This is a genomic window from Burkholderia sp. EMB26, assembly GCF_024730645.1.
Lineage (GTDB): Bacteria > Pseudomonadota > Gammaproteobacteria > Burkholderiales > Burkholderiaceae > Burkholderia > Burkholderia cenocepacia.
Window position 1 is genome coordinate 1 of record NZ_CP078070.1, and the last position, 24,859, is coordinate 24,859.

The following is a 24,859-nucleotide window of genomic DNA, read 5'->3' on the forward strand; positions in this document are numbered from 1 at the left end:
ATGAACGATTTCTGGCAACACTGTTCCGCACTGCTGGAGCGCGAGCTGACGCCCCAGCAGTACGTGACGTGGATCAAACCCTTGGCCCCGGTGGCCTTCGATGCGTCGGCGAACACGCTGTCCATCGCCGCGCCGAACCGCTTCAAGCTGGACTGGGTCAAGAGCCAGTTTTCGGGCCGGATCGCCGATCTGGCCCGCGAATTCTGGAACACGCCGATCGAAGTCCAGTTCGTCCTCGATCCGAAGGCCGGCATGCGCAGCGCGCCCGCCGGCGCCGCACCGGCCGCCCCGCGCGCGCCGCTGGCCCCGAACGGCCCCGCCGCGACGGTCGCCGCGATCGCCGCCAACCTGACCGCGAATGCTTCCGCTGCGCCCGCCGCGCCGGCCGACGTGCCGATGACGCCGTCGGCCGCCGCCGCGCACCATTTGAACGCCGACGACGCCGACATCGACCTGCCGAGCCTGCCCGCGCACGAAGCGGCGGCCGGCCGCCGCACGTGGCGTCCGGGCCCGGGCGCCACGCCCGCCAACGGCGGCGAAGCCGATTCGATGTACGAACGCTCGAAGCTGAACCCGGTGCTCACGTTCGACAACTTCGTGACCGGTAAAGCGAACCAGCTCGCGCGCGCCGCCGCGATCCAGGTCGCGGACAACCCGGGCATCTCGTACAACCCGCTGTTCCTGTATGGCGGCGTCGGCCTCGGCAAGACCCACCTGATCCACGCGATCGGCAACCAGCTGCTGCTCGACAAGGCCGGCGCGCGAATCCGCTACATCCACGCGGAGCAGTACGTCTCCGACGTCGTGAAGGCGTACCAGCGCAAGGCGTTCGACGACTTCAAGCGCTACTACCATTCGCTCGACCTGCTGCTGATCGACGATATCCAGTTCTTCTCCGGCAAGTCGCGCACGCAAGAGGAATTCTTCTACGCGTTCGAGGCGCTGGTCGCGAACAAGGCGCAGGTGATCATCACCAGCGACACGTATCCGAAGGAAATCTCGGGCATCGACGATCGCCTGATCTCGCGCTTCGATTCGGGCCTGACCGTCGCGATCGAGCCGCCCGAGCTGGAAATGCGCGTCGCGATCCTGATGCGCAAGGCGCAGTCGGAAGGCGTGAACCTGTCGGAAGACGTCGCGTTCTTCGTCGCGAAGCACCTGCGCTCGAACGTGCGCGAGCTCGAAGGCGCGCTGCGCAAGATCCTCGCGTATTCGAAGTTCCACGGCCGCGAGATCTCGATCGAGCTGACCAAGGAAGCGCTGAAGGACCTGCTGACCGTGCAGAACCGGCAGATTTCGGTCGAGAACATCCAGAAGACCGTCGCCGACTTCTACAACATCAAGGTCGCGGACATGTATTCGAAGAAACGCCCCGCGAACATCGCGCGGCCGCGGCAGATTGCGATGTACCTGGCGAAGGAACTCACGCAGAAGAGCCTGCCGGAAATCGGCGAGCTGTTCGGCGGGCGCGATCACACCACCGTGCTGCACGCGGTGCGCAAGATCGCCGACGAGCGCAGCAAGGACGCGCAGCTCAACCACGAGCTGCACGTGCTGGAACAGACGCTGAAGGGCTGAGCGCGCGCGCCGCGCTTGATAATTCGGCCTCCGCCCCAATTTAAGGGGGGCGGTTCGGTTTTGAGGCACAATACTGGTTTGACCGCCCCGGTGGTGGCGGGCCAAGAGCCCGGCCGGCGGGGCGCTGCGTGGCTGCTGCGCTGCAGGCCGTTACTCAACGAAGGAACTCTATGCAACTGGTCAAGACCGAACGAGACACCCTCCTCAGGCCGCTGCAAACGGTCAGCGGCATCGTCGAACGCCGCCATACGTTGCCGATCCTCGCCAACCTGCTGATCACCAAGAACGGCCCGGACGTTTCATTCCTGTCGACCGACCTGGAGCTGCAGATCACCACGCGCGCCGATTTCGGCGTCGGCGGCGACCAGGTCGCGACCACCGTCGCGGCCCGCAAGCTGCTCGACATCCTGCGTGCGATGCCTGACGGCCAGGTCACGCTGTCGCTCGCCGACAAGCGCCTCACCGTCCAATCGGGCAAGAGCCGCTTCGCGCTGCAGACGCTGGCGGCCGACGAGTTCCCGACCGTCGCGCAGGCGAAGGATTTCGGCGCCACGCTCACCGTCCCGCAGAAGTCGTTCCGCCAGTTGCTCGGCATGGTGCACTTCGCGATGGCGCAGCAGGACATCCGCTACTACCTGAACGGCATGCTGCTCGTCGTCGACGGCGACCAGCTGATGGCCGTGGCCACCGACGGCCACCGCCTCGCGTTCTCGTCGATGAAGCTCGAAGGCGGCACGTTCGGCCGCCAGGAAGTCATCGTGCCGCGCAAGACGATTCTCGAGCTGCAGCGCCTGCTCGAGGACATCGACGACACCGTCACCATCGACATCGCGCAAACCCAGGCCAAGTTCACGTTCGGCCAGGTCGAGCTCGTGTCGAAACTCGTCGAGGGCAAGTTCCCCGACTTCCAGCGCGTGATCCCGAAGGCGCACAAGAACACGTTCGAGATCGGCCGTGAAGAACTGCAGCGTTCGCTGCAGCGCGCGGCGATCCTGACCTCGGACAAGTTCAAGGGCGTGCGCTGCATCGTCGCGCCGGGCCAACTGAAGATCATGTCGACCAACGCCGATCAGGAAGAGGCGCAGGAAGAACTCGAAATCGCCTACCAGGGCGATACCGTCGACATCGGCTTCAACGTCACGTATCTGCTCGACGTGCTCGCGAACCTGAAGGTCGACACCGTGCAGGTGAGCCTCGGCGACGCCAGCTCGAGCGCGCTGATCACCGTGCCCGAGAACGACGAGTTCAAGTATGTCGTGATGCCGATGCGCATCTGACGCGCTCAACATCGCGACACACACCAGGGGGCGGCAAGCCCCTTTGGCGTTTTTATGGCGAACCGACAACCCGCCCTTTTAGTGCCTTTTCGGCACCTGGGGCGGGCCAGGAAACTGGAGCGGCCGGCGATTTCCCTCGCTGAAACGCACCGCGCCGCCACGAGAGTGGCCCCGCAGAACCGGAAGATATCCATGAGTGAACAGCACAATTCGCAACCCGATAACAGCAGCTACGGCGCTTCGTCGATCCAGATCCTCGAAGGTCTGGAAGCGGTGCGCAAGCGCCCCGGGATGTACATCGGCGACACGTCGGACGGCACCGGTCTGCACCAGCTCGTGTTCGAGGTGCTCGACAACTCGATCGACGAAGCGTTGGCCGGGTACTGCAACGATATCCACGTGACGATTCACGCCGACAACTCGATTTCCGTGACCGACAACGGCCGCGGGATTCCGACCGACGTGAAGATGAACGACAAGCACGAGCCGAAGCGCAGCGCCGCCGAGATCGTGATGACCGAGCTGCACGCCGGCGGCAAGTTCGACCAGAACAGCTACAAGGTGTCCGGCGGCCTGCACGGCGTGGGCGTGTCGTGCGTGAACGCGTTGTCGAGCTGGCTGCGCCTCACCGTGCGCCGCGACGGCAAGAAGCGTTTCATGGAGTTCCACCGCGGCGTCGCGCAGGATCGCGTGATCGAGGTGGTGGATGGCGTCGAAGTGTCGCCGATGCTCGTGACCGGCGACACCGAGAACCGCGGCACCGAAGTGCACTTCATGGCCGATCCGACCATTTTCGGCACGGTCGAGTATCACTACGACATCCTCGCGAAGCGGATGCGCGAGCTTTCGTTCCTGAACAACGGCGTGCGGATTCGCCTCACCGACCTGCGCTCGGGCAAGGAAGACGATTTCGCGTTCGCCGGCGGGGTGAAGGGCTTCGTCGAGTTCATCAACAAGACGAAGAGCACGCTGCACCCGACGGTGTTCTTCGCCAACGGCGAGAAGGACGGCGTGGGCGTCGAAGTCGCGATGCAGTGGAACGACAGCTACAACGAGAACGTGCTGTGCTTCACGAACAACATTCCGCAGCGCGACGGCGGCACGCACCTGACCGGCCTGCGGGCCGCGATGACGCGCGTCATCAACAAGTACATCACCGACAACGAAATCGCGAAGAAGGCGAAGGTCGAGACGACCGGCGACGACATGCGCGAAGGGCTGTCGTGCGTGCTCTCCGTGAAGGTGCCGGAGCCGAAGTTCAGCTCGCAGACGAAGGACAAGCTGGTGTCGTCCGAAGTGCGTGCGCCGGTTGAGGAAGTTGTGGCGAAGGCTCTGGAAGAATTCCTGCTGGAAACGCCGATCGACGCGAAGATCATCTGCGGGAAGATCGTTGAGGCTGCGCGGGCGCGTGATGCTGCGCGGAAGGCGCGTGAGATGACGCGCCGTAAGGGCGTGCTCGATGGCGTTGGCCTGCCGGGCAAGCTCGCGGACTGCCAGGAGAAAGACCCGGCGAAGTGCGAAATCTACATCGTCGAGGGTGACTCGGCAGGTGGGTCGGCCAAGCAAGGGCGTGATCGGAAGTTCCAGGCGATCCTGCCGCTGCGCGGCAAGGTGCTGAACGTCGAGAAGGCACGCTACGACAAGCTGCTGTCGTCGGAACAGATCGTCACGCTCGTGACCGCGCTTGGGTGCGGGATCGGCAAGGAAGACTACAACCTCGACAAGCTGCGCTATCACCGCATCATCATCATGACCGACGCGGACGTCGACGGTGCGCACATCCGGACGCTGCTGCTCACGTTCCTGTATCGCCAGATGCCGGACATGATCGAGCGCGGGTACGTGTATATCGCGCAGCCGCCGCTTTACAAGATCAAGGCGGGCAAGGACGAACGGTATCTGAAGGATGACGTGGAGCTGAACGCGCATATGCTGCGGTTGGCGCTGCAAGGGTCGGAGCTGGTGCCGGGTGAGAATGCGGCGGCGATTTCGGGTGATGCGCTTGGGGAGCTGGCGCGGTCGTATCTGCTGTCGCAGAGCGTGATCGAGCGGTTGAGCCGGTTGTATGACCCGGCTGCGCTGGAAGCGGTCATGGATGGCGTGGTGATCGATCTTTCCAACGAAGAGTCGACCGAGGCTTCGGCTAAGGCGCTGCACGCTGCGTTGCATGATGAAGCGCTAAAGAACGAAGTCCGGGTTGTGCCTTCGTATGATCCGGTTCGCGAACAGCGGGCGCTGCATGTCGAGCGTACACATCACGGCAACGTACGCGTTTCGGTCATCGACCAGGAATTCCAGCACACGGCGGATTATCAGCAGCTCGTGACGACAGCGAATACGTTCAAGGGGCTGATTGGGGAAGGTGCGGTCATCAAGCGCGGTGAGCGCAGCATGGCCGTGGCGGACTTCAAGAGCGCGATGAAGTGGTTACTGGCGGATGCTGAACGCAACGTCTCCAAGCAACGCTATAAGGGGCTCGGCGAGATGAACCCCGAGCAGCTGTGGGAAACGACGATGGATCCGGCAGTGCGGCGGTTGCTGCGTGTGCAGATCGAAGACGCGATTGCTGCGGACGGGATCTTTACTACCCTCATGGGGGATGATGTGGAGCCGCGGCGGGCGTTTATTGAGAGCAATGCGTTGCGGGCGGGGAATATCGATGTTTAATCAGTTGAGCACCCGTAGGGCGCTAGGGTAAGTGCGACTGGCCTACTGCCGAACATCACGACCAAGGAACTTACCGAAGGTATTCGGTGGGTGTCCCGTCGCTCGCTGGGCCCCTAATCCGAGCCACAACGACGGATCGCTTATCCGTCGTTGTGGAGGCGATTTCCTGCAGGTAGTCAACGGTTAGACTGTGGTTCCCCTGCTGCGTCAAGCTTGATGAGAAGCGGCCATTCAAGCCACTCAACTTTGCTGATGACTGCGGCTGGTAGCCAGTCTAGCGACCGTTTTCTGATGCCGCATTCCCACAGGATGAACACACGCCATCCCTGTTGTTGCAGCGACTCTATAGCAGCCCGATCTCTCAGGACATTCTGCTTGAATTTTTCCTGCCAGAACTCTGCGCGCGTGCCAGGTGTTGTGGTGAATTTGCAGCCCACATGGCGATGCCAGAAGCATCCGTGAACGAAGATGCACAGTTTGTGCCGCCGCAACACAATGTCCGGCTTGCCCGGAAGGTTAGGAATATGCAGCCGGTAGCGAAGCCCGGCTGCATGAAGAGCACGCCGCACCGCGATTTCCGGTCGTGTATTTGTGCCCCGGATGTTACCCATCATGCGAGAGCGGGTTTGCTTGTCGACCACGTCTGTCATTGCACTGTCGATCCTGGTATCCTGGCGATCTTGAAAACTTTACCGTAATCCAATGACCCTTGTTGTCGATCTTTTTGCGGGCCCCGGGGGTTTGGGCGAGGGCTTCGCCAGTCACGATGGTGATTTCGACATCGTTGTATCTGCCGAAAAGGATTCGGTAGCTCGGGAGACGCTTCGTCTACGCGCCTTTTACCGTTACCTAAGGCGCCATCAGCCGGAACAACTACAAGACTACTTTGCCTATTGTCGTGGGCAACGTAACTCGCCCGTAAGCGAGGGCAGCAAACATGCGTGGAATTACGCCAACGCCGAGGCTCAAGTCATCGAGTTGGGTAGCAGCGATGGCAACAGCCAGCTTTACAAAATACTGGATCGGAGTCGATTGGGCCCGGCACAGCCGTGGGTGCTGATCGGCGGGCCGCCCTGCCAAGCCTACTCGCTAGTTGGGCGCGCACGCAACAGAGGTATTCAGGAATACCGTCCGGAGAACGATCATCGCCACTTCTTGTATCGTGAATACCTGAATATTATTGGGCGCTACCAGCCGGCAGTGTTCGTGATGGAGAACGTGAAGGGCATCCTGTCCGCCAAGGTTGGCGACGAGCAGATCTTTCATTCGATCCTGCGCGATCTGTCCGCCCCCGGCGAGGCGCTCGGCTTGCACGAGCATGATTTGCGCTATCGAATCTGCTCGCTGGTCTGCGATACCGAGTTTCACTCCGGTGATGATCCTTCGGCCATCAATCCAGCTGACTACATTATCCGCGCCGAACAGTTTGGTATCCCGCAGGCGCGCCACCGCGTCATCCTGCTGGGTATTCGCGAGGACTTTCATCGCGATGTACCGCATCCAATATTGACGCCAGTTGCCGGAGAGGTGGGCGTTGGCCAAGTGATAGGTCGCCTGCCCCCGCTGCGCAGCCGGCTTAGCAAGGAAGCGGATAGCCCGAAAAACTGGCAAGCGGCTGTTCATTGGTATGCAGCCAATCTGGCTAGGCAGGCACGTAGTCCACTCCAGCCGATCCTGAACGGGATCGCCAATTCCGACCTGCGGTCCGAACACGCCGGGGGGCTACGATATGTTGACGATGCTGTCAGATATGATGGACGTACCGGCGTGCGAGCCTTGGATGAATGGTTGCCAGACGAGCGGTTAGCTGGCTGCTGGCTCAATCATGAAGCACGCGGTCACATGCGTAGCGACCTCGGGCGTTATCTGTATGCCGCAGCGTTTGCCGAGGTGCTGGGGACGTCTCCCAAGGGGCATGCCGATTTCGATCTTGACATGCTGCGGCCCGAGCACAAAAACTGGGAGACTGGTAATTTTTCTGACCGCTTTCGCGTTCAAATGGCTAACCGCCCTTCAACCACAATCACGAGCCACATTTCCAAGGACGGCCACTACTTCATCCACTATGACCCTCTGCAGTGCCGTAGCTTGACGGTGCGCGAGGCTGCGAGGCTGCAAACTTTTCCCGACAATTACTTTTTCGAGGGTAACCGTACTCAGCAGTATCACCAAGTCGGCAACGCTGTTCCTCCGCTGCTGGCGAGCAAGATCGCTTCGCTAGTCGCACAATTCATTCGTATGGCGCAGCCTATCTGAGTGCTGTTGCGCGCAGCAACAACTTGCTTGTATGAAGATGCGTCAAAAGCTCTAAAAAATTTTCGCTCTTTCGTTCCAAAAAATTTCACGGATATATCTGTTCGGTATATATTACCGTTTGCATCTGACTGGTGGGCCACCAAATCTCGCTGCAAGCAGAAGTTTGACCAGATCCTGAATTTGCGTCGTAAAAACAATTTGTCGAGGAAGCGAGAGGCAGCCGATGGCAGCCCCCGAGCAAAAGCCCAGCAAAATGAATATCCGACCAACGTTTGAAACGGACGCGCAATTTGCCAAAGCAGGCAAACTGCGCATGGATGCGTTCGGTCACCTATCGGGACTCGTACCATCGTTCCTTGCACTCCGCGCCTGGTCGAGCGATGCGTGCGCTCATGCTCCACGGCTGAAGTCATCTACTCGTCCGCGTGCAGCTTGCCTGTCGGTTGTGCGACTGCCCATTCCGGATCACCACGGCCGCGATTGCATAAATCGTCCGCTAGAACGCCATTAATTCATGCCGATTGGCACCTGTCATGGCGAGCGCCACCGGAATGCCTCGGGCAACTACGATGAAACATAGCTTGCTTCCGAACTGGCCGCCGGCCGTCAGATTCGGCTCGCTTTCCGTGCTCCTTAGTCGGCACGCTATCTCGATGATCCGCCCCGTCCAGGTGAGTTATCAGTGTCGCTCATGGCTCGGAGCCGTTCGGCATGTCCAAAGTTATTCGCGGCATGAAGTAGCGAGCCCTCACCATTCCGGTTGCTGTTTGTATTTGTTTACTCGAGGTCATCAATCTTGACTGAAACACTAGAGGTACTTCCGGATCCGGCAAGTCTTATCGAATCAATGCGCGCGATCGGGTATACAGCAGAAACCGCGGTTGCGGATCTTGTCGACAACAGCATTTCTGCTAATGCATCGACGGTCCGTATCGAATACGACGCGTCGCAAGAACCGTTCGTCGCCATTCTTGACGATGGCCATGGCATGGATGCGGCAGAGCTGACAAATGCAATGCGACATGGAAGCCGCAATCCTGCGGAGACCAGATCGTCGCAGGATCTTGGTCGATTTGGACTAGGCCTGAAAACTGCATCGCTGGCACAGTGTCGCAAGCTGACTGTCGTCAGCAAGCAGGGCGACAATATACATGCTCGATGCTGGGATCTTGATTTCGTGCAAGCAGAGAATCGCTGGGTAGTCGTCGTTCCTTCGAGCACCGAACAGCAGCGGCTCCCGATGTACGAGCAGCTTATATCCGGGAAAAGTGGAACGCTCGTGGTCTGGCAATCTCTTGACAGGCTCATGTCAGGGTCGGCCAATCCGGCAGAAGAGATGAAAAGCCGCATGTCCGATCTCTATAGTCATCTCTCATTTGTGTTCCATCGGTTCGCGCGGAAAGAAGGGTCGTCACAAGCTGTCGAAATTAGCGTAAACGGCCTTAAACTGAAGCCCTTGGATCCCTTTCTTAAGGACAATAGCTTTACGCAACCGTTGGAAGGGCAAGAAATTTGGATTGAGCGTGAGCTGATCACGGTGCAGCCATATGTTCTTCCGCACATGAGCCATTTGACCGTTGATCAAATCAACATTGCTGGAGGGCGAGAAGGGCTTCGCAGCAACCAAGGCTTCTACGTCTACCGGAATCGACGATTAGTGATCTGGGGCACGTGGTTCCGGTTGGTACCGAAGGAGGAGTTCTTCAAACTGACTCGAGTGCAGGTAGATATCCCGAATTCCCTCGACCATCTCTGGTCGCTTGACATAAAAAAATCAGCCGCCTACCCACCTGACACCATCCGGAACCGGCTACGCGACCTAATCCCTCACTTCGCCAACACGAGCCGAACGACCATCACATACCCAGGGAGAAAGCAAAAGCTGCAGAGCGGCTTTTATCCTCTTTGGGAAAGAGTAGAACCGTCACATGGCACCTTCCGATATCAACTAAATTCCGAACATCCAGTTATCAGGAATTTATCCGATAACCTGGATATGGGCTCGCAGAAAGCACTGCAGCAGATTCTTGAGTTGATTGCCGCTGCGCTGCCGTTCGAATCCATCTACTCGGATATGTGCTCGGACAAGCGGGCCGCCGACACGGCCGACCAGCAGGCCGAGATCCTTACGCTAGCGAGCAGGATAATGGAGGTAACGAAGTTGAATATCGAAACAGTGATGGCGCTCGATCCCATTGGAAGATTCCCGCAATACCACGACATCCTTCGCAAGGAACTTGGCTGATGAATGACTATTCGATTGACCACGTCGGCATGGCGATGAGCATCATCAACGGACGTCCGTTGACCGATGTACTGCTTGAGGAGGTCTTGAGTATTCTATCCACGGTGGACACCAGTCTTGGCCAAGAGGGCCTCAAGCGCGTACGCAACAAGCTTGAGTCGACAATTGGCATTCGAATGGCCGTCGGTGAGGTCATCCGACAAAGCACCTATGCGCCGTGGGTTTCCGACGCAAAAGGTACGATCGAATGGCACTATTGGGACAGCTACAAGCGGTTGCTTGCTTCGCATGGGTGGAGTCCGAACGTAGTCCAGGTTCTTGACGAGGACACAGATAACATTCTGACCGAATGCGGCAATCCCGCATGGCCCGGATCTTGGGACATCCGAGGGCTTGTCATGGGCGATGTCCAGTCAGGAAAGACCGCCAGCTACAGCGGCCTGATAGCGAAGGCCGCCGACGCAGGATATCGGGTAATCGTTTTGTTGACAGGCATGATTGAAGATCTGCGCCGCCAGACACAGGAACGATTGGACTCCGGGTTCGTGGGTCGGGACAGCCGCGATATCTTCGGCAACAGCCGAGACATGCAGGCTATTGGCGCCGGCATCTATCGAAATAAGTCGGCGAACGTTCTTACATCGGTGGATTTCGATTTTCTGACAAATAACGCGAGGATTCTTGGGGGGATACCGCTTTCTAATATCAGCGAGCCGATTCTGTTCGTAATGAAGAAGAACAAGGCTCCTCTTGAAAACCTTTCAGGGTGGCTAGGAGCGCAACTGAAGTTGTCGGGTCATGCAAAGCACCTGCTGCCGTTACTGGTCGTCGACGATGAAGCAGATAACGCGTCTGTGAATGTGCGCAAGGAAGGAGAGGAACCTGCGACAATCAATGCCCTCATCCGGGGTATTATCGAAAAATTTTCCTGTTCTTCGTATGTCGCCTATACGGCAACGCCGTTTGCGAACGTCTTTATCAATCCAGACAACGAAACAGACCTCTTTCCCTCCAATTTCATTTACAGCCTGAATACGCCGTCACACTACATCGGTGCCGGCAGCATCTTTCTTGAGGACGGTAAACACTATCATCAGCTGCGTAACATTGATGATGCCGAACCCAGCTTCCCCTATATCCACAAGAAGGATCATCCGGTCAACGAACTCCCGGACAGCCTCAAGAATGCCGTGCGAACCTTCCTGCTGAGCTGTGCAATTCGCGACATTCGGGAGGAGGAGCTACGTCACCGCTCCATGTTGGTCAACGTCAGTCGTTTTACCGACGTGCAGGCCCGGGTGGCGACGGTGGTGCGCAATTATCTCTGGAACCTCCAAGAGGAAATACGCCAGTTCCTGCTGAGCAGGTCATGGCGCAATCATCCCGATCTAGTGCAGTTGGAATGCATCTGGCAGAGCGAGTTCTCCGATGCCGGTTTAACTTGGGACGAGATTCGGCAAAAGTTATACGAAGCAGTTGCATCAATCAAGGTTGTCACGATCAACCAGAAATCCGCACAGGACGAAAAACTCGACTATTCCAAATACAAGAACACCGAAAAGGGCCGACGTGTAATTGCGATCGGCGGCCTGACGCTATCGCGCGGGCTAACCCTAGAGGGGCTTTGCGTGAGCTATTTCTATCGAAATTCCAAAGCCTACGACACCCTTCTGCAGATGGGCCGATGGTTCGGCTACCGACAGGGATACGAAGATCTCTTCCGCATCTGGATGGACCCCGAGGCGCAAGATTGGTACGCGCACATTGCGGGAGCTGTCGCTGAGCTTCGTACAGACTTCAAGCGCATGAGCGCCAACCGGCTCCCGCCCTCACAGTTCGGCATTCGCGTTAAGTCCCATCCAGACACGCTGATCGTGACGGCCCAGAACAAGATGCGGAGCGCCCGCGATGTGGCCCACTCGATATCCTTCAGCGCGTTCGGTGCGGAAACCCCCTTCATTCCGAAAGCTTCGCTTCTGAATGAGCAGAATGTGAACCGGGTTGCAATCTTTGTGCGCGACGAAGGCGAGGCGGAGCTGGCGGGAAACCGGTACATCTGGAAGAACGTTTCGAAGGAGCGGATCGCCGCCTTTCTTTCAGAACTCAATATCAGCAACATGAACATGCCCTTTCTGCCTGATGCCGACGAAGGAGATCGACCGCTATTTCGCTTCATTGAGAAGAACAGTTATGCGCAGCTGAATCACTGGGACGTCTGCATACCTCAAGGGCAAGGGAAGGCAGTGCCGGGAATCAAGGTGCCAGTATCCGGCGGAGCTCCGGGAGCCGTGCAGTGCCGGAAGCGCCAGTTCGAACGAACGGCGAAGGGGGTTCCCTACTTAAGGCTCAACAAGCAGCGGGTCGGTGATACAAGCGATGAACGTGTAAGGATGGAGAAATCGCAGCGCGAAGACGCAGACCTCGCCTGGCAAGAAGAGCGTACTGAGGATGCGAAAAAAGGTGAGAGTACGCCGGGATACATGTACCGGCGCTTTCGCGCCACGCCATTGCTCACGATTCACTTCATTGAGTGCGCCGAGCCAAGCGGAAAGAACTCTGACAAGATGTTGAGCATCGAGGAAGTCGGTTCTGCCCCAATGGTCGCCATCAGCCTCAGCTTCCCGGACTTCGACCCGCTGTCTAAAGGCGAAAAAGTGGTATATCGGCTGAACAAGGTAGCTCTGCGCGATCTCTTTGGTGACGAAGAGGAGGATGACCTTGACACGGATTGAAACTCTCTGGCGCGCGATCAGACAGGAAGAAGCCGAAAACCGGATCTCCGAAGGAGAATTCAGGCTCGTTCGAATTGATCCAAATCATCCGTTCGAAGTCTATGCAGGAGTTGATGCAACCGGATCCGCGATGCTTGCTGTGGGCGTAAGTTGGCGGCCGCCCGCCATCGATGCCAATACAGGCGCACTCAACTACATCCGCGTACTACGTGCGAGCGGTAGCTGGGTGATGGCATTGCGCCTGTCGGCATCGGGGCTGGAGCAGGTATTCGGTCGACTTTGCCAAGACTTGGTCGACGCGGCGACGCATGTGGCCACCGAAACAGCCCTTGTCTCATTGTTCAGGGAGCGCCTGCTATTGTGGAAGCGGCTTTTTCGGAACGGTACCTCGGGGCTTCTCCAGAACTTCCAGGTTAAGGGCCTCATCGCCGAGCTTTTGGCGCTCGAAACGTTCATGGTCCAGCATCCGGAAGACCTAGCCATGCCCCTAATGTCTTGGATTGGCCCCTCTGGCGCAGACCAGGACTTCCTGTTTGCGAATCGTGCGGTGGAGATCAAGGCCGTTTCGCCTTCGGCCGAAAAGGTAAGCATCGCGTCAGCAGAGCAATTACATGCGGAAGTTCCCCTTGAGCTTCACCTGTACGTGCTTCGCGAGAGCTCTCCCACTGAGTCCGGGGCGATCAGCCTCCCCGTTCTGGCCAACCGCATCGAACAACGACTCGCGGAACACCCGGATGCGCTGAACGCTTATCGATCCAAGCTGATCGAGGCTGGATATGTGGAGCACGATCACTACCTAGGTGTGTCGTTTACCCTCATGGCAATCAGCCGTTATGCCGTTCGCGACGAATTTCCGCGCCTTATCGGTTCAGACGTGCCTAGCGCGATTGTCGACGTGACTTATTCGATATTGCTTTCCTCGATTGTGCAATTCCAGATTCCGGAGACACTCGATGCAGCCTGAATATTTTCTCAACGAGCTGAATCAGTTGGTGGCGCGCCGAAGCAAGGCAAATCACCTTGTCGACACGTTGGCCTTCGTCAACGAGGTGGCTGAACGGCTCGAAGAGGACCCTGCATTCGGCGAATTCGAACAAGTCGAGTATCAGGGCAGCGGCCCCAAAAACAAAACACTGAAGCTTCATGGGTTTACTCAATTTGATGAGTCCGACGGCAGCATCGGTATCGTCATTGGAAAGTGGGAAGACACTTCTACACCGTCCACTCTGTCCAAGAGCACGGTGGAGCAGTTATCCGGATGGATGGAGAATTTCGTGCGCGAGGCAATCGAAAATGATCTCTATGCGCGCATCGCAGAAGCCAATCCAGCCTACGAATTTGCCCTGCAACTGAGCAACGACGCCTGCAGGATTAACCGAATCCGTCTTCACATTTTTACGAATCTGACGCTCAGCAGTCGGTTTAAAGAAGAACTTCAGGGTGAAGTCGCCGGGATCCCGCTTGAACGTCACATCTGGGATCTTCAGCGACTGTCCGCGATCTACCAGTCCAGCCGTGAACGGGAAGCAGTTGAGATCGATCTCGAAGAACTCGGAGGAACCGGTATACCGTGTCTTGAGGCTGCCCACGCCGACGATTTAAGCTCGTATCTTTGTGTGATCAAGGGCGATCAGCTAGCAGATCTCTTCGATCGCTATGGCAGCCGCCTTCTCGAAGGTAACGTTCGTTCTTTCCTTGGCATGAAAGGCGGCGTTAATAAGGGGATTCGTGCGACGATTCAGGACGAGCCAGATCTATTTTTCGCATACAACAACGGGATTTCGGCAACAGCATCCGACGTCCAGGTTGAGTTGATGCATGGACAGTCAATAATCACGAGACTCACTGATCTCCAAATTGTCAATGGTGGACAGACGACTGCGAGCATTTTAAGTGCACGCAAGAAGGACAAATTGAGCTTGAACGGAGTTTCCGTGCAAATGAAGTTAACACGTGTGCGGCCGACGAAAGCTCAAGAGTTGATACCCTCTATTGCGGAATTTGCGAATACGCAGAACAAGGTAGCTGCAGCCGATTTCTTTGCGAATCATCCTTTTCATCGGAAGATGGAGGAAATTTCCCGGAGGTTGCTCACGCGCACAAAGATCGGCCAGCGTATTCAGAGCAAATGGTTTTATGAACGTTCACGTGGTCAATACCAAAATGAGCGACTGTATCTCAGCAAATCAGAAAAATCAGCTTTCGAGAATGAATATCCTCCGAATCAACTGATTGGCAAAACAGATCTTGCGAAATATGCCAACACTTGGGACGAAAAGCCATATTGGGTCAGCCTTGGTGCACAGAAGAACTTTTCGAAGTTTGCCGGAAAATTCTCAGCCAAGAGTGCTGACGTGACCGAGTCTGAAAATTGGGAACGAATCAGTCCAGACTACGGAGATAACTATTTCAAATCGATGGTTGCAGTAGCCCTGATCTGGAAGAAGATGGAGGACATCGTCGATTCCGGTCGTGGAAATTGGTACGAGGGTGGTTATCGTGCAAACATCGTCACTTACACGATTGCGAAATTGTTTCGTGACGTGCGGAAGATCGGTGGCGAGATCGATCTTGAACGCATATGGAACAATCAGGATGCTGGTCCTGAAATCACCAGCCGCCTCAAGCAGCTGGCGCCGAGTATTCAAGCGTCACTTCTTCTTCCGCCACCTGGCGTGAAAAACGTCGGAGAATGGTGCAAAAAGGAAGCCTGCTGGGAAAGCATTATTGCATTACATTTCCCGTGGGATGAAAGTGTCCGAAAAATTGCAATTGCGAAAGGAGCATTTCAGGAGAAAAAAATCGAGGCCAAGAAGCAAGGACAGGTCGACGATGGTATCGAGCTTCAAAAAAAGCTGCTTGGCTTGACCGTTGCAGGTTACTGGAGCGCACTTCACGCGTGGTCGCGAAAAACAAGCCACCTGTCACAAGCAGATATGAGTCTCGTCCTGAAGGCGAGCACGACCCAAGGGTTCTTGGCGATAAAACACGAAAAGGACTGGAGAAAATTGATGGCCCTCAAAAAGTCGGCGGAGGATGAAGGGTTCCGCCATGTGGGGTAATAAAGGCCCGTGAGTGCTGGTGCAAGCACGAACGCGCAGTCCGGTCACATGTCAGGAACGGTGGAAGTCAGCGAAGCTCCGTCCACCAAGCCATTACAGTCCATTAAACCGCATCGAGTAGAGCGTCGCGAGGCGCTCGATGAAGCGGCTGTAATGGTAGTCGTCCGTGTCGGGCAGGATGATGTTGCTCGTCGGCGATACAGAAACCGGAGTTCGACCATCGTTGCGGCACTGGATCAAAATAACGCCGATGCCATCGAAGCCGGTATCGGTGGTAGTGGACCGCCGCTGCAGTTCTCGCAGCCCCTGCAGGACGAGCAGGGCATCCTTAGGTTGAACGTGCCGTGAGATATCAGGAGCCCGTGTCGAAAGATCGAACTTGTTAATATCTGGTGAAATGAACTCGTTCGATGTATTGACCAACACCAGCCCGGCAGCGATAGCATGTGCGCTGTCCCCGTGTATCGTCTGAAAGCTGGAGGTCAATTCATCCTTGAGTCGGGGTCTCGCCTTCGAAAAAGCAGTCATTGCTGCCTTTGCCTCAATTGCGAGAAGAACGGACGAGACGTTGGCGATCGGCAGCACTGGAAGTTCCACCAAGGCATCCGTCTCTGCAGGGGCCAACTTAATGTCGTAGCTATCTACAAGCTCAGCGAAATTTACAGCAGCTTTCTTGCCGCTCTTGGAGCTCCCCGCCGATCCCTGGGTGGTGTGGCGACAGAGTACAAGATCCAAATTCTTCTTCTTATGGTTTCGGTAATCGCTCATCTCATGATTGATACCCAACCCAACTTTACCCTCTCGAACGTGCTTGCGGAGCAACGGACACGACAGCAACAGGTCGAGCATAGCGCCCCAGCAAGCCACTTTGGAATGCCTGTCCGACCGGGAGTGGTATTGCCAACTGTTCCCGTAAGCGAAGCCTTTTCCTGAGCCAAACGTGGGAGTGGAAAGAGTTCTTGTCAGAATGCCGGGACAGTACATTGTTATAAGCAAACCACGTAACGATGAAGGCGTAAGTGTAGCTCACTTAGCAGGCAGCGCCGTTTTTCAGTCGCCCCTGCTACTCCCCATAATTTGACGCCACGTGACCTTACCCCGCCGAGTACACCATTCGTAATTTAGTGGGCTTGCCGGTTGAGGCTGGCCCCTGCACGAAAACTGGCCCCTTTTTGGAGGCTCTGTTGGCCGTTGGGTGGACTCGAGTTTTCTTGATGCCCATGCTACGATTCAACGTTTGCTTGAACCTGCTGGAGTACGCATGCCCACATCGCTAGAAATCACTGCCATTTTTGGGGGCATTGGTGGCCTGGAACTTGGCCTTCACCGGAGCGGCCACCGTACCACCCTTTTCTGTGAGTGCGACCCCGAAGCAACGACGGTGCTCCAGCACCAGTTCGCTGGCGTGCCCATCGTTTCAGATATCAAGCAAACGGACGAAGTCCTGGCCAACATCTCTCCCACGTCGAACCTCTTGACCGCAGGCTTCCCGTGTACGGACCTTTCACAGGCGGGGCGGACTCGGGGATTCGCTGGCGGACGATCGAGCCTTATTCGCGAGACAATTGAACTGCTTCGCCGCCGCCCCTTCCCAAACGTCTTAATCGAAAATGTCCCCAACTGGCGACACCTGCACAAGGGCGAGTACATGGCGGAGGTTCTCTCCGCTTTGGAAGGGCTCGGTTATCGCTGGGCATACCGGACGATCGACGCGCTTGCGTTCGGTCTTCCACAGCGCCGAAACCGTATCTTTGTGTTCGCGACGTTGGACGGCGATCCGCGCCGAGTACTATTCCATGGGAACTACGCCCCGGTCGAGGGGGAAAAGAGTTTGACGGAATCCGCACACGGTTTCTACTGGACGGAAGGTACTAGGGGACTCGGATGGGGTGAGGACTGCATTCCGACCATGAAGGGAGGCTCGGCGATGGGCATACCGTCTCCACCGGCGATTCTGCTCCCTGATCTGTCCGTCATCACTCCGTCTCCTAACGATGCTGAACGACTCCAAGGCTTCCCTGACGGTTGGACCGATTTTGAGGGTACCGTCAATGATGGCGGACACGTGTTCAACAAGCGCCGCCGGTGGATGCTCATAGGCAATGCTGTGAACGTCGCCGTGTCTACCTGGCTTGGCGAACAGCTTGCGACTCAGCGCCCTTACGAAGGCGGACTGGGAACACCGTTGGTAGAGGGAAAATCTTGGCCGACCGCCGCTTGGTTCGATGGAAAGGTGCGATATGAAGTCCCGATCAGTACTTGGCCTGTGAGCGAGGAACGTCAATCATTGGCGCACTTTCTCAACCACTCGGGTTCTCCTCTCTCACTTCGTGCTACTGCCGGTTTCTACAAGCGCATCTGCGAAAGCACGCTTCGCTTCAAGCCCGGATTCAAAGAGGCAATTGCTGCCCACCTCAAGAAGATGGAAGCTTTCACGATCATCGCTACGCCAAAGGCACCAAAGAAGTTGGCGGTAGAAAGCGTAGAAATGGCCTAATTGCAAGCGTATGGTGCGTATGCAAGTACCGACCGATCAGATCACGTCGGAACGAATGAAAAGGGTACGCCGTCGTCATACCAAGCCCGAAGTCAAACTCCGCAAGCTGCTTTGGTCCCTAGGTCTGCGATATCGTTGCAATTTTGCGGGATTGCCGGGCAGCCCGGACTTGGTCAATCGACGTGAGGGATGGGCAATCTTCGTCAATGGTTGCTTCTGGCATGGCCATCAGGGCTGCAAGCGAGCAACCACTCCCAAGCGGAACAACCAATTTTGGGAAGAAAAGATCTCCGCGAACCGACAGAGGGATATGGCTAAGGTCGCTGCGCTTCAGCAGCTAGGGTCTTGAAGTCGTAACCGCGTGGGAATGCGAGATAGAGAAGATCGACGCACCGGGTTTACATCGAGCGTGCCCTCAGCTACTTGCTCTTCTGGATCGTCTTAAAGCTAGACAGGTAGTGAGCGAAGAATGACCGCTTTCAGTCCAAGCATCGTCCTCCCTATTGATCACTTCGATGGCCACCCTTTTGAGCAAAGCACTAATCACATACCCGAAACCAAACCCCTGAACATCAAGTTGAGACTGATCCGCTAGCTAGAGGTCTCGTCGCCACCAGCCTCCTCGGGCTCATTGCCCATCCGCTTTCGATAGCGAGCATCCCTCGTTCGAATCGCTTCAAGCCACTCCGCCCATTCCTTTTCACTCAAGTAGAAGTTGGTAGACGCACGCCAACGTTGGATAAATACGTCCTGTTCCGCCAGCCCCAGACTCTCCCAATACCTATCCCACACATTCTCATACCAGTACTGCGCATCGCCCTGCAGGTTGAATATCAACGGCCCGAGCGCGTACCAAGCAAGCCACGGCGGCGGCGGATTGAATCGAGATGCCGATACCGAGCGAACAAGCTCGGCATCGCTCGTCAACAAGCTGACTTGCTTGCCGGAGTAGCGGTCATCGGGTCGAGCGGCCCTAGCCGCAGCGCCTGCAAGTAAGGATCGTGAATGGTCGTGTAGCAGCGCCGAACGAGAAACCCATCCTTGCCGGGCTCGTCCACCACCACGAGCACGAACACCCGGGCGGGCATCAAATGCCCGAGCACGTCGTATTGTGAACCGGGCATCACGTACGGCACAGGTCATATCAGACAAACCTGTCGTCAAAGCGGCGTCGGGTATTCTTGTGCGGCTTCTGCCACGACACAATGCCTCCGAGCCGAGCGAGACAGCTCTACCATCGAATGTCACGCGCTATCGTTATGATGCTGCTCATCAGCTGATTGGTGTCGACCACGTCAATGGCGACCGTACTAAATATCGTTATGACGCCTTGGGACGCCGGATCGCCAAAATTCACACGCCGGCCGGGCAGGCATCGCGCATGACGTTGTTCGTATGGGACAACGATTGGATGTTGCAGGAAGTACATGCCGGCACGAGCACACGAGGTGACACGCTCGTTACCTATGTTCCACACCCTGATCACCGTGGACCGCTGGCACAACTGGCGAATGGCAAGTGCTACCACTATCTGAGCGATCATCTCGGCGCGCCACAGGAACTCGTCGACGACGAGCGCGAAGTCGTCTGGGCTGCAGACTTCGATGGTTACGGGCGGTGTGGCCAACAAGTTGTCGCGAAAATCGACAATCCGATTCGGTTTCCGGGTCAGTATCACGATGCAGAGTCCGGGTTGTACTACAACCGTCATCGCTATTACGATCCGGAAGCCGGCAGATACATCAATCAGGATCCTCTCGGTTTGCTCGCAGGCCCCAATAAATACGCCTATGCCGACAGCCGCCCCTCCATGGCAATCGATCCGATCGGCCTGCTGTCGATTCCCGCTGGCGCTGAAATGGGTGCCGCTGCAGGGACGGCAGTCTTTCCCGGAATCGGTACGATAATTGGTGCCGCAGTTGGCACATTGGCGGGGATTGGCGTGTTTGTCTGGATGGCGTCTTCCGCATCATCGGACAAAGCCGGGAACAAAATCAGTCCGATCGCAGACACAATACAACCGCCGGGCAATTGCTCCCCGGGCGAACATCGCAGGCTCCAGGATGAGGTCAACCGTGCATGCAAGCGCCCCAGAGCGTGTAAGGCTAACATGGACCAGCCGACCGTTCTGCAGATGCGCGAAAACAACCGGGAATGTGCGATGGCGCGAGACCTGATCAACAAAAAATGCTTCGCGGGTGGAGACGCCAACCACCGTAACGAAGCACTCGAAGCCTGGGCGAATGTTGCGAAGTGCGAGGGATTACTAAAATGAGCTTGAATTTCTCAATGTTTCCAAACGATCCCTTCCCAAATGGAGAGCCGATCACAGACAGATCGGGAATCGAGTCATGTGCTGTCGACGATTTTTTTCGAGGAAAGAAGCGCTTCGAAATAACGCTCAAGGAATTAAGAGAAGACTATGAATGTGATGAATCGGCTTGCCTCACTTTTATGAAGCCGAAGGCGTTTGCATTTTTTCTTCCGTTGTTCATGAAGATAGCAACATATGAGTACGACGAAGCGGACAATATCCCCGACTCTCTTGTCTACAAACTGCACCGAATAGCAACAGGTGGCGCGAGCGACTGGCTCGATGAAATTTCGAAGACATATGCAAAAGATCAGCGAAATTGCATCATTGATTTTCTAAACGAGATGAGCCGAATCGAGTGGCGGCACCAAGATCCCGACTTGGCTGCAGATGCTGCCAGCCTGCTGCGTGAGATATTTTGATCAGCGTTTTTCGATCGGAGCCGAATTTGGGGGGGCGAGTTGAGCGATCTGAATCAACGTGGTGCACTCGGGGATCTCGCTCTGCAGCTCGCCGCCCGAAGTCCGTGAGCTTAGTAAGAATACCGAAATAGTCCAACTTCCCAAGGCTCTTCGATGAAACCTATTATCCGCAAAGGCGACACAACAGATCACGGTGGCACAGTGCTCGACGGCTTCGGCCTTTCGAACTTGAACGGTCGACCGGCATCCGGTGTCGGCCATATGGTCCTGTGCCCGAAATGCCAAGGTACCTACCCGATCGTTCAGGGCTCCAGCCAGTACACGATTGAAGGCCGCGCCGTTGCGCTGGACAGGATGAAGACTGCATGTGGCGCCTCGCTGATCGCCAGCCAACAAGAATTCCTGGCAAGCGAGTGATGCTATCTGGCTCTAATTAAATCGAGCCTTATCTGCTCCGCGCACATTTCGCGCCGCACAAATGCAAAAACCCCCGCCTTTCGGGCGGGGGTTTCTGGCTTGAGGGGAGCCTGACGATTACCTACTTTCACACGGGAATCCGCACTATCATCGGCGTAGAGTCGTTTCACGGTCCTGTTCGGGATGGGAAGGGGTGGGACCGACTCGCTATGGTCATCAGGCAAAGGGGGTTGTTCTGCTGGCGTGGCCAACAGAACCAATCTGGGAAGAAGCAGTAATTTAGGTTGTGTGTATCACACACGAGAATCCAACTTGTCGCTCTGGATCGCGGCCAGTGCTTGCGCACGGCGCCGATCTACAAGGCAGACTTGTTATAGGATCAAGCCTTACGGGCAATTAGTATCAGTTAGCTGAACGCATTACTGCGCTTACACACCTGACCTATCAACGTCCTGGTCTCGAACGACCCTTCAAGGGGATCTAGTCCCCAGGGATATCTCATCTTAAGGCGAGTTTCCCGCTTAGATGCTTTCAGCGGTTATCTCTTCCGAACATAGCTACCCGGCGATGCCACTGGCGTGACAACCGGTACACCAGAGGTTCGTCCACTCCGGTCCTCTCGTACTAGGAGCAGCCCCCTTCAAATATCCAACGCCCACGGCAGATAGGGACCAAACTGTCTCACGACGTTTTAAACCCAGCTCACGTACCTCTTTAAATGGCGAACAGCCATACCCTTGGGACCGGCTACAGCCCCAGGATGAGATGAGCCGACATCGAGGTGCCAAACACCGCCGTCGATATGAACTCTTGGGCGGTATCAGCCTGTTATCCCCAGAGTACCTTTTATCCGTTGAGCGATGGCCCTTCCATACAGAACCACCGGATCACTATGACCTGCTTTCGCACCTGCTCGACTTGTCGGTCTCGCAGTTAAGCACGCTTATGCCATTGCACTATCAGCACGATTTCCGACCGTACCTAGCGTACCTTCGTACTCCTCCGTTACGCTTTGGGAGGAGACCGCCCCAGTCAAACTGCCTACCATGCACTGTCCCCGACCCGGATCACGGGCCAAGGTTAGAACCTCAAACAAACCAGGGTGGTATTTCAAGGACGGCTCCACCGAAACTAGCGTTCCGGTTTCATAGCCTCCCACCTATCCTACACAGATCGGTTCAAAGTCCAATGCAAAGCTACAGTAAAGGTTCATGGGGTCTTTCCGTCTAGCCGCGGGTAGATTGCATCATCACAAACACTTCAACTTCGCTGAGTCTCGGGAGGAGACAGTGTGGCCATCGTTACGCCATTCGTGCAGGTCGGAACTTACCCGACAAGGAATTTCGCTACCTTAGGACCGTTATAGTTACGGCCGCCGTTTACCGGGACTTCAATCAAGAGCTTGCACCCCATCATTTAATCTTCCGGCACCGGGCAGGCGTCACACCCTATACGTCCACTTTCGTGTTTGCAGAGTGCTGTGTTTTTATTAAACAGTCGCAGCCACCAGTTTATTGCAACCCCTTCACCCTCCTGGCGCAGGCCAGTCAAGCTACAAGGGCGTACCTTATCCCGAAGTTACGGTACCAATTTGCCGAGTTCCTTCTCCCGAGTTCTCTCAAGCGCCTTAGAATACTCATCTCGCCCACCTGTGTCGGTTTGCGGTACGGTCATCGTTAGACTGAAGCTTAGAGGCTTTTCTTGGAACCACTTCCAATTGCTTCGCTCCCTAAGGAGCTCGCGCCACACCCTTGAATCCTGCGCCCGGATTTGCCTAAGCGCCTTCTCCAATGCAGCGACCGGGACTTCCAACACCCGGACAACCTTCCGCGATCCGTCCCCCCATCGCATCTAACAATGGTGCAGGAATATTGACCTGCTTCCCATCAGCTACGCATTTCTGCCTCGCCTTAGGGGCCGACTCACCCTACGCCGATGAACGTTGCGTAGGAAACCTTGGGCTTACGGCGAGGGGGCCTTTCACCCCCTTTATCGCTACTCATGTCAGCATTCGCACTTCCGATACCTCCAGCACCCTTTACAAGGCACCTTCGCAGGCTTACGGAACGCTCTCCTACCATGCGTGCTAAGCACGCATCCGCAGCTTCGGTATATAGCTTAGCCCCGTTACATCTTCCGCGCAGGACGACTCGATCAGTGAGCTATTACGCTTTCTTTAAAGGGTGGCTGCTTCTAAGCCAACCTCCTGACTGTTTTAGCCTTCCCACTTCGTTTCCCACTTAGCTATATTTGGGGACCTTAGCTGGCGGTCTGGGTTGTTTCCCTCTTGACACCGGACGTTAGCACCCGATGTCTGTCTCCCGTGATTGCACTCTTCGGTATTCGGAGTTTGCTATGGCGGGGTAATCTGCAATAGACCCCCCAACCATGACAGTGCTCTACCCCCGAAGGTGAGACACGAGGCACTACCTAAATAGTTTTCGGAGAGAACCAGCTATTTCCAGGTTTGTTTAGCCTTTCACCCCTATCCACAGCTCATCCCCTAACTTTTCAACGTTAGTGGGTTCGGACCTCCAGTACGTGTTACCGCACCTTCATCCTGGCCATGGATAGATCACCTGGTTTCGGGTCTACGCCCAGCAACTGAACGCCCTATTCGGACTCGCTTTCGCTACGCCTGCCCTATACGGTTAAGCTTGCTACTGAACGTAAGTCGCTGACCCATTATACAAAAGGTACGCCGTCACCCCTTGCGAGGCTCCGACTGTTTGTATGCATGCGGTTTCAGGATCTATTTCACTCCCCTCCCGGGGTTCTTTTCGCCTTTCCCTCACGGTACTGGTTCACTATCGGTCGATCACGAGTATTTAGCCTTGGAGGATGGTCCCCCCATCTTCAGACAGGATTTCACGTGTCCCGCCCTACTTGTCGCACACCTAGTTCTTTCATACTGTTTTCGCCTACAGGGCTATCACCTGCTATGGCCGCACTTTCCAGAGCGTTCGGCTAACAATACAAATAAAGAGTGCAAGGCTCATCCCATTTCGCTCGCCACTACTTTGGGAATCTCGGTTGATTTCTTTTCCTGCGGTTACTTAGATGTTTCAGTTCACCGCGTTCGCTTCACATGGCCTATGTATTCAGCCATGGATACTCCAAAAGGAGTGGGTTTCCCCATTCGGACATCTACGGATCAAAGCTTGTTTGCCAGCTCCCCGTAGCTTTTCGCAGGCTACCGCGTCCTTCATCGCCTGTGATCGCCAAGGCATCCACCACATGCACTTGTTCGCTTGACCCTATAACGAGTCTGTCTCGTTACAGGTTGAGTTCTCGCGTTGTGCCGTATTCCAATTGAGCCGAACATTAAGTTCGAATCATCTTGAGATACATCGATACAATCACAACCCGGATAGTTTCCACGTCCATCTCAA

16 protein-coding genes and 2 rRNA genes are annotated in these 24,859 nt (G+C 56.1%); 13 read left to right on the forward strand and 5 right to left on the reverse strand.

Annotated elements, in window-relative coordinates:
• The 3 genes from dnaA (at position 1) to gyrB (ending at position 5,522) form a co-directional block, all read left to right on the forward strand.
• A complete protein-coding gene (gene dnaA / locus KU887_RS00005; RefSeq protein ID WP_062911114.1) occupies positions 1 to 1,578 on the forward strand; it encodes a chromosomal replication initiator protein DnaA in 1,578 nt (525 codons plus the stop codon).
• 170 nt (positions 1,579 to 1,748) lie between these two features.
• On the forward strand, positions 1,749 to 2,855 hold the full coding sequence (dnaN, locus tag KU887_RS00010) for a DNA polymerase III subunit beta (protein WP_080331645.1): 1,107 nt from the start codon (positions 1,749 to 1,751) through the stop codon (positions 2,853 to 2,855).
• A gap of 192 nt (positions 2,856 to 3,047) precedes the next feature.
• The gene (gyrB, locus tag KU887_RS00015; RefSeq protein WP_258251423.1) at positions 3,048 to 5,522 is read left to right on the forward strand and encodes a DNA topoisomerase (ATP-hydrolyzing) subunit B; all 2,475 of its coding nucleotides are present in this window, start codon (positions 3,048 to 3,050) and stop codon (positions 5,520 to 5,522) included.
• Between the two features lie 176 nt (positions 5,523 to 5,698).
• On the opposite strand, the gene KU887_RS00020 is transcribed toward gyrB, so the two are convergent.
• Positions 5,699 to 6,172, reverse strand: coding sequence for a very short patch repair endonuclease (locus KU887_RS00020; RefSeq protein ID WP_258251426.1), 474 nt, complete (start codon positions 6,170 to 6,172; stop codon positions 5,699 to 5,701).
• A gap of 52 nt (positions 6,173 to 6,224) precedes the next feature.
• Here KU887_RS00020 and KU887_RS00025 point away from each other — a divergent pair, with 52 nt between their 5' ends.
• The 5 genes from KU887_RS00025 (at position 6,225) to KU887_RS00045 (ending at position 15,817) form a co-directional block, all read left to right on the forward strand.
• Positions 6,225 to 7,778 carry a DNA cytosine methyltransferase gene (locus tag KU887_RS00025; protein WP_258251428.1) on the forward strand — a complete coding sequence of 518 codons (1,554 nt, stop codon included), beginning with the start codon at positions 6,225 to 6,227 and terminating at the stop codon, positions 7,776 to 7,778.
• A gap of 796 nt (positions 7,779 to 8,574) precedes the next feature.
• The gene (locus tag KU887_RS00030; RefSeq protein ID WP_258251430.1) at positions 8,575 to 10,023 is read left to right on the forward strand and encodes an ATP-binding protein; all 1,449 of its coding nucleotides are present in this window, start codon (positions 8,575 to 8,577) and stop codon (positions 10,021 to 10,023) included.
• Positions 10,023 to 12,755, forward strand: a complete 2,733-nt coding sequence (locus tag KU887_RS00035; protein ID WP_258251431.1) for a Z1 domain-containing protein — start codon at positions 10,023 to 10,025, stop codon at positions 12,753 to 12,755. The genes KU887_RS00030 and KU887_RS00035 overlap by 1 nt, the downstream gene beginning before the upstream one ends.
• Positions 12,742 to 13,719: a PD-(D/E)XK motif protein gene (locus tag KU887_RS00040; RefSeq protein ID WP_258251434.1), complete on the forward strand. Its 978-nt coding sequence runs from the start codon at positions 12,742 to 12,744 to the stop codon at positions 13,717 to 13,719. The genes KU887_RS00035 and KU887_RS00040 overlap by 14 nt, the downstream gene beginning before the upstream one ends.
• Positions 13,709 to 15,817 (forward strand): AIPR family protein, encoded by a 2,109-nt coding sequence (locus KU887_RS00045; RefSeq protein WP_258251437.1) that lies wholly within the window; start codon positions 13,709 to 13,711, stop codon positions 15,815 to 15,817. Before KU887_RS00040 ends, KU887_RS00045 begins: the two co-directional genes overlap by 11 nt.
• A 93-nt stretch (positions 15,818 to 15,910) precedes the next feature.
• Here the strand turns inward: KU887_RS00045 and KU887_RS00050 are convergent, their stop codons facing one another.
• Entirely contained in the window at positions 15,911 to 16,666 is a 756-nt protein-coding gene (locus KU887_RS00050; protein WP_258251439.1) for a hypothetical protein, read from the reverse strand.
• A 412-nt stretch (positions 16,667 to 17,078) separates the two neighbouring features.
• Here KU887_RS00050 and KU887_RS00055 point away from each other — a divergent pair, with 412 nt between their 5' ends.
• Positions 17,079 to 18,314, forward strand: a complete 1,236-nt coding sequence (locus KU887_RS00055) for a DNA cytosine methyltransferase (RefSeq protein WP_258251442.1) — start codon at positions 17,079 to 17,081, stop codon at positions 18,312 to 18,314.
• A gap of 55 nt (positions 18,315 to 18,369) precedes the next feature.
• On the forward strand, positions 18,370 to 18,663 hold the full coding sequence (locus tag KU887_RS34625; RefSeq protein WP_375167901.1) for a very short patch repair endonuclease: 294 nt from the start codon (positions 18,370 to 18,372) through the stop codon (positions 18,661 to 18,663).
• 242 nt (positions 18,664 to 18,905) lie between these two features.
• Here KU887_RS34625 and KU887_RS00060 read toward each other — a convergent pair whose 3' ends face one another.
• Positions 18,906 to 19,244, reverse strand: a complete 339-nt coding sequence (locus KU887_RS00060) for a hypothetical protein (protein ID WP_258251444.1) — start codon at positions 19,242 to 19,244, stop codon at positions 18,906 to 18,908.
• 181 nt (positions 19,245 to 19,425) lie between these two features.
• On the opposite strand from KU887_RS00060, the gene KU887_RS00065 reads away from it, so the two are divergent.
• The 3 genes from KU887_RS00065 (at position 19,426) to KU887_RS00075 (ending at position 21,467) form a co-directional block, all read left to right on the forward strand.
• Positions 19,426 to 20,589 carry an RHS repeat-associated core domain-containing protein gene (locus KU887_RS00065; RefSeq protein ID WP_309138164.1) on the forward strand — a complete coding sequence of 388 codons (1,164 nt, stop codon included), beginning with the start codon at positions 19,426 to 19,428 and terminating at the stop codon, positions 20,587 to 20,589.
• Positions 20,586 to 21,050, forward strand: coding sequence for a DUF6714 family protein (locus tag KU887_RS00070; RefSeq protein WP_258251447.1), 465 nt, complete (start codon positions 20,586 to 20,588; stop codon positions 21,048 to 21,050). The genes KU887_RS00065 and KU887_RS00070 overlap by 4 nt, the downstream gene beginning before the upstream one ends.
• A 153-nt stretch (positions 21,051 to 21,203) precedes the next feature.
• Positions 21,204 to 21,467, forward strand: a complete 264-nt coding sequence (locus tag KU887_RS00075) for a PAAR domain-containing protein (RefSeq protein WP_059824642.1) — start codon at positions 21,204 to 21,206, stop codon at positions 21,465 to 21,467.
• Positions 21,468 to 21,575: 108 nt separating this feature from the next.
• Here KU887_RS00075 and rrf read toward each other — a convergent pair.
• Together rrf and KU887_RS00085 are read right to left on the reverse strand one after the other, a co-directional pair.
• A 5S ribosomal RNA gene (rrf, locus tag KU887_RS00080) occupies positions 21,576 to 21,688 on the reverse strand.
• 154 nt (positions 21,689 to 21,842) lie between these two features.
• Positions 21,843 to 24,724, reverse strand: a 23S ribosomal RNA gene (locus KU887_RS00085).
• Positions 24,725 to 24,859: the final 135 nt, after the last annotated feature.

Coding starts and splice junctions, on each gene's coding strand:
- dnaA (WP_062911114.1), top strand. CDS start 1: ATGAACGATTTCTGGCAACACTGTTCCGCACTGCTGGAGCGCGAGCTG.
- dnaN (WP_080331645.1), top strand. CDS start 1,749: ATGCAACTGGTCAAGACCGAACGAGACACCCTCCTCAGGCCGCTGCAA.
- gyrB (WP_258251423.1), top strand. CDS start 3,048: ATGAGTGAACAGCACAATTCGCAACCCGATAACAGCAGCTACGGCGCT.
- KU887_RS00020 (WP_258251426.1), bottom strand. CDS start 6,172: ATGACAGACGTGGTCGACAAGCAAACCCGCTCTCGCATGATGGGTAAC.
- KU887_RS00025 (WP_258251428.1), top strand. CDS start 6,225: ATGACCCTTGTTGTCGATCTTTTTGCGGGCCCCGGGGGTTTGGGCGAG.
- KU887_RS00035 (WP_258251431.1), top strand. CDS start 10,023: ATGAATGACTATTCGATTGACCACGTCGGCATGGCGATGAGCATCATC.
- KU887_RS00045 (WP_258251437.1), top strand. CDS start 13,709: ATGCAGCCTGAATATTTTCTCAACGAGCTGAATCAGTTGGTGGCGCGC.
- KU887_RS00050 (WP_258251439.1), bottom strand. CDS start 16,666: ATGCTCGACCTGTTGCTGTCGTGTCCGTTGCTCCGCAAGCACGTTCGA.
- KU887_RS00055 (WP_258251442.1), top strand. CDS start 17,079: ATGCCCACATCGCTAGAAATCACTGCCATTTTTGGGGGCATTGGTGGC.
- KU887_RS34625 (WP_375167901.1), top strand. CDS start 18,370: ATGAAAAGGGTACGCCGTCGTCATACCAAGCCCGAAGTCAAACTCCGC.
- KU887_RS00070 (WP_258251447.1), top strand. CDS start 20,586: ATGAGCTTGAATTTCTCAATGTTTCCAAACGATCCCTTCCCAAATGGA.
- KU887_RS00075 (WP_059824642.1), top strand. CDS start 21,204: ATGAAACCTATTATCCGCAAAGGCGACACAACAGATCACGGTGGCACA.